4 protein-coding genes are annotated in these 4,672 nt (G+C 70.7%); 2 read left to right on the top strand and 2 right to left on the bottom strand.

Annotated elements, in window-relative coordinates; translation table 11 throughout:
• Nucleotides 1-13: 13 nt before the first annotated feature.
• A complete protein-coding gene (gene tkt, locus ACFV6I_RS37775) occupies nt 14-2,113 on the bottom strand; it encodes a transketolase (RefSeq protein WP_063349515.1) in 2,100 nt (699 codons plus the stop codon).
• Between the two features lie 463 nt (nt 2,114-2,576).
• Here tkt and ACFV6I_RS37770 point away from each other — a divergent pair, with 463 nt between their 5' ends.
• Nucleotides 2,577-3,524 (top strand): heme o synthase, encoded by a 948-nt coding sequence (locus ACFV6I_RS37770; protein ID WP_063349516.1) that lies wholly within the window; start codon nt 2,577-2,579, stop codon nt 3,522-3,524.
• Nucleotides 3,525-3,578: 54 nt separating this feature from the next.
• Here the strand turns inward: ACFV6I_RS37770 and ACFV6I_RS37765 are convergent, their stop codons facing one another.
• Nucleotides 3,579-4,220, bottom strand: coding sequence for a DUF2461 domain-containing protein (locus ACFV6I_RS37765; RefSeq protein ID WP_380336074.1), 642 nt, complete (start codon nt 4,218-4,220; stop codon nt 3,579-3,581).
• A 72-nt stretch (nt 4,221-4,292) separates the two neighbouring features.
• On the opposite strand from ACFV6I_RS37765, the gene ACFV6I_RS37760 reads away from it, so the two are divergent.
• A complete protein-coding gene (locus ACFV6I_RS37760; protein ID WP_063349518.1) occupies nt 4,293-4,631 on the top strand; it encodes a hypothetical protein in 339 nt (112 codons plus the stop codon).
• Nucleotides 4,632-4,672: the final 41 nt, after the last annotated feature.

The following is a 4,672-nucleotide window of genomic DNA, read 5'->3' as shown; positions in this document are numbered from 1 at the left end:
GCCCAAGGGGGCGTCAGCGGTTGACGGCCTCAAGGGAACGGAGGGCGTTGTGGGCCTCGGCCACCACGCGCTCGGCGGTCAGGCCGAACTCCTCGAAGAGCACCTTGTAGTCGGCGGAGGCGCCGAAGTGCTCCAGCGAGACGATCCGGCCGTGGTCGCCGACCAGCTCGCGCCAGCCCTGGCCGATGCCGGCCTCGACCGACACCCGGGCCTTGACCGACGGCGGCAGCACACTGTCACGGTAGGCCTGGTCCTGCTCCTGGAACCACTCGAAGGACGGCACCGAGACCACCCGGGTGGCGATGCCCTCGGCCTCCAGCACCTCGCGGGCCTTGACGGCCAGCTGGACCTCGGAGCCGGTGCCCAGCAGGATCACCTGCGGGTCGCCGCTGGAGGCCTCGGCCAGGATGTAGCCGCCCTTCGCGGTGCCCTCGGCGGAGCCGAAGACCTCGCGGTCGAAGGTCGGGACGTTCTGGCGGGTGAGCGCCAGGCCGACCGGGCCCGGGTGGGTGGTCTGGCGCTCGATCACGGTGCGCCAGGCGACGGCCGTCTCGTTGGCGTCGGCCGGGCGGACCATGGACAGGCCCGGGATGGCGCGCAGCGAGGCCATGTGCTCGACCGGCTGGTGGGTCGGGCCGTCCTCGCCGAGGCCGATCGAGTCGTGCGTCCAGACGTAGGTGACCGGCAGCTTCATCAGCGCGGCCAGGCGCACGGCCGGGCGCATGTAGTCGGCGAAGACCAGGAAGGTGCCGCCGTACACGCGGGTCTTGCCGTGCAGCGCGATGCCGTTCATGGTCGAGCCCATGGCGTGCTCGCGGATGCCGAAGTGGATCGTCCGGCCGTACGGGCTGGCGCTCTTCAGCGGGTTGCCCTCGGGGAGGAACGAGCTGTCCTCGTCGATCGTGGTGAGGTTGGACTCGGCGAGGTCGGCCGAGCCGCCCCACAGCTCCGGGATGACCGCGCCGAGCGCCTTGAGGGTCTCGCCGGAGGCCTTGCGGGTGGCGACGTCCTTGCCGGCCGGGAAGACCGGGACGGTCTTCTTCCAGCCCTCGGGCAGCTCGCCGGCCTGGATGCGGTCGAACTCGGCGGCGCGCTGCGGGTCGGCGGCGCGCCAGGCCTCCAGGGACTGCTCCCACTCGGCGTGGGCGGCCTTGCCGCGCTTGATGACCTCGCGGGCGTGCTCGATCACCTTGTCGGAGACCTCGAAGGTCTTCTCCGGGTCGAAGCCCAGGACCTTCTTGGTGGCGGCGATCTCGGCGGCGCCGAGCGCGGAGCCGTGCGCCTTGGCGGTGTTCTGGGCGTCCGGGGCCGGCCAGGCGATGATCGTGCGCATCGCGATGATCGACGGACGGGTGGTCTCGGCCTTGGCCGCGGCCAGCGCGTCGGCCAGGACGGCCACGTCGATGTCGCCGTTGGCCTTCGGGGCGACCCGCTGGACGTGCCAGCCGTACGCCTCGTAGCGCTTGAGGACGTCCTCGGAGAAGGCGGTCTCGGTGTCGCCCTCGATCGAGATGTGGTTGTCGTCGTACAGGGCGACCAGGTTGCCCAGCTTCTGGTGGCCGGCCAGCGAGGAGGCCTCGGCGGAGATGCCCTCCTCCAGGTCGCCGTCCGAGACGATGGCCCAGATGGTGTGGTCGAAGGGGGACTCGCCGGCGGCGGCGTCCGGGTCGAACAGGCCGCGCTCGTAGCGGGCGGCCATCGCCATGCCCACCGCGTTGGCGATGCCCTGGCCGAGCGGGCCGGTGGTGGTCTCCACGCCCGCGGTGTGGCCGTGCTCCGGGTGGCCCGGGGTGCGGCTGCCCGCGACGCGGAAGGCCTTGAGGTCGTCCAGCTCCAGGCCGTAGCCCGACAGGTACAGCTGGGTGTAGAGGGTCAGGCTCGTGTGCCCGGGGGACAGCACGAACCGGTCGCGGCCGACCCACGAGGGGTCGGTCGGGTCGTGGCGCAGGAAACGCTGGAAGATCAGGTACGCCGCGGGGGCCAGCGACATGGCCGTCCCGGGGTGTCCGTTGCCGACCTTCTGGACGGCGTCCATGGCCAGGACCCGCGCTGTGTCAACCGTGCGCTCATCCAGTTCGGACCACTCGAATGCGTTCGTCGGCGTCGTGCTCACCCTGTCTCAGGGCTCCTTCCGTTGTGAAGAGTGACCCCGTGAAAGGGGACCGGGTCGGCCACGGCGCTGTGGTCTCGACGCTGGGTGGTGCCGGTCACGGAGGGTAGATCCCGCTTCTGCGTGCGAGCCTACCGTCCGGCCCGGGGCTCACCCTCCGTGCTGGGACAACCAGGAAATCCGTATGGTGATTCCCACCAGGGCGGCCTGCCTGATTTTGTCCCAGACTCTCCTGTTTTACGGCACCCTGCCGCCCCGGTGGTCAGGACGGGTTGCGGCGGCGCGCCGGAACGGCTTCGTGGCTTCACCCAGTCGGTTCACCCGGGGGTGTGCCATCGGCCTCGCCGGGGGACCCCGGAGCCGGATGGGATATATGGAGCGTCTAAGGTGGCGTGGTACGCGCAGAGCGGACGATTTGGGACCCTTCGTTCCTGTGGACGCCTGCGAGGATTCATCTTCAGTTGGGGTGTTAGTGACCGCCGTCGAAACCCGTCCCGCCGGGGTCACCGGGGCGACTCCTGCGCACCGGCCCATCGGGGCCCGTGTCGGCGCCTTCGTCGCACTGACCAAGCCACGGATCATCGAACTGCTGCTGATGAGCACGGTGCCGGTGATGTTCCTCGCCCAACAGGGCGTCCCGAACATGCTGCTGGTGCTGAAGGTCGTGGTCGGCGGCTACCTCTCGGCGGGCGGCGCCAACGCCCTCAACATGTACATCGACCGCGACATCGACGCGGTGATGACCCGCACCGAGCGCCGGCCGATCGTCACCGGGATGGTGTCGCCGCGCGAGGCGCTGGTGTTCGGCATCGTCCTCGCGATCGTCTCGACCCTGCTGCTGGGCTTCGGCGTCAACTGGCTCTCCTCCGGACTGGCGCTCGGCGCGCTGCTGTTCTACGTGTTCGTCTACACGCTGGGGCTCAAGCGGCGCACCTCGCAGAACATCGTCTGGGGCGGCATCGCCGGCTGCATGCCGGTGCTGATCGGCTGGTCCTCCGTCACCAACTCGCTGTCCTGGGCGGCGGTCGCGCTGTTCCTGGTGGTGTTCTTCTGGACGCCGCCGCACACCTGGGTGCTCTCGATGAAGGTGCGCGAGGACTACGAGCGGGCCGGCGTGCCGATGCTGCCGGTGGTCAAGGGCAACGTCGCCGTCGGCAAGCAGGTCGTCGCCTACTCCTGGGTGATGGTGGCGACCTCGCTGGCAGTGTGGCCGCTGGGGCACATGAGCTGGCTGTACCCCGTCACCGCGGTGCTGCTCGGCGGGTTCTGGCTGCGCGAGGCGCACGCGCTGTACGGCCGGGCCAAGGCCGGGGTGGTGGGCGCGAAGCTGAAGGAGATGCGGCTGTTCCACTGGTCGATCACCTACCTGTCGCTGCTGTTCGTGGTGTGCGCGATCGACCCGTTCGTGAAGTAAGGCCTGTCCGACGTCGAAGAGCCCCGGTCCGGTGGACCGGGGCTCTTCGCGTTCTCACCGCGCCGGCAGCTCGGACGGGCCGACGTGGTCGTCCAGCCAGTCCCGGAGCGGCTGGGAGGCGCGCAGGAAGGCGGTGATCCGGGTGTGGGCGCCGCGGGTGCCGAGCCACTTCGCGGGCGCCCACTCCTGCCAGGCGACCAGGCCCTTGTGGCGCAGCAGCTCGATCCTCGGGTGGTCCTTGGGGAAGCCGCGCGGAGCGGTCTTGAGGGAGTCCCGGCCGTGCACCCGGGGGCCGTCCTGCTCCACCGCGGCAATCACCCGCTCCAGTTCGGCGCCGCTGACGTCCTCGGCGACGGCGGCGCGGTAGCGGTCCAACTGGTCGGGGGCGAGCTGGTACATCCCGTTGCCGCAGGCCAGGCCGTCGGCGGAGAGCTGGACGTAGCCGCCGGTCTCCAGGTGGGCGCCGATGTGTGTCTTGTACGGAGACTTGTCGGCGCTGAACCGGACGTCGCGGTTGGGGCGGAAGATCTTCCCGGGCCCGAACTCCGGCTCCAGCTCGGCGAGCAGCAGCTCCATCGGGGTCCGCACGTCGTCGTCGTACTGCTCCTTGTGGGCCTGCCAGAAGGTCTTGGAATTGTCGGCTTCGAGGTGCTCGTAGAAGTCGAGCGCCTCGGCCGGCCAGCCGGAGAAGGTCACGCCTCCAGTATGTGGCCCGGTGCACAGGGCGCTCCCGTCGCCAGCACGACTACCGGTGGGTAGCATGCGGGCATGAGCAGCGCAGAGACCGCCACCGCCGCCGCGCCGGACGCCCGTACCGAGCGCCGCGCCAAGCGCATCGCCAAGCACCTCAGCAGCTTCGCCCGCCAACACGGGGGCGGCGCCGACGCGGTCGTCGAGTACGTCGGCGCCGTGGCCACCCGGATCGTGGTGGTCGGCGCGGACGGCGCCTGGGGCGACCAGGTGGCCCCGAGCTACGCCGTCGGCCGCCGCGCCGCCGAACTGGCCGGGCTGACCCTGCACGACGACTTCGAGGGCGAGCTGGCCCTCAAGGTGAAGACCGGCCCGTACGAGTGGAAGCGGATGGCCGGCATCCAGCTCGGCGGCTGACCGCTTCGGCGCCCACGGCAACGGCCCGGTCCCCCTAGGCG

The sequence above is a fragment of the Kitasatospora sp. NPDC059803 genome (assembly GCF_042732255.1).
Classification (GTDB): Bacteria; Actinomycetota; Actinomycetes; order Streptomycetales; family Streptomycetaceae; genus Kitasatospora.
Note: the sequence above shows the minus strand (reverse complement) of the source record. Positions and strands in the feature narration are given on the sequence as shown.

What these genes read in the sequence shown, in the direction of transcription:
- ACFV6I_RS37760 (WP_063349518.1), top strand. Translation starts at nt 4,293, where the DNA reads ATGAGCAGCGCAGAGACCGCCACCGCCGCCGCGCCGGACGCCCGTACC.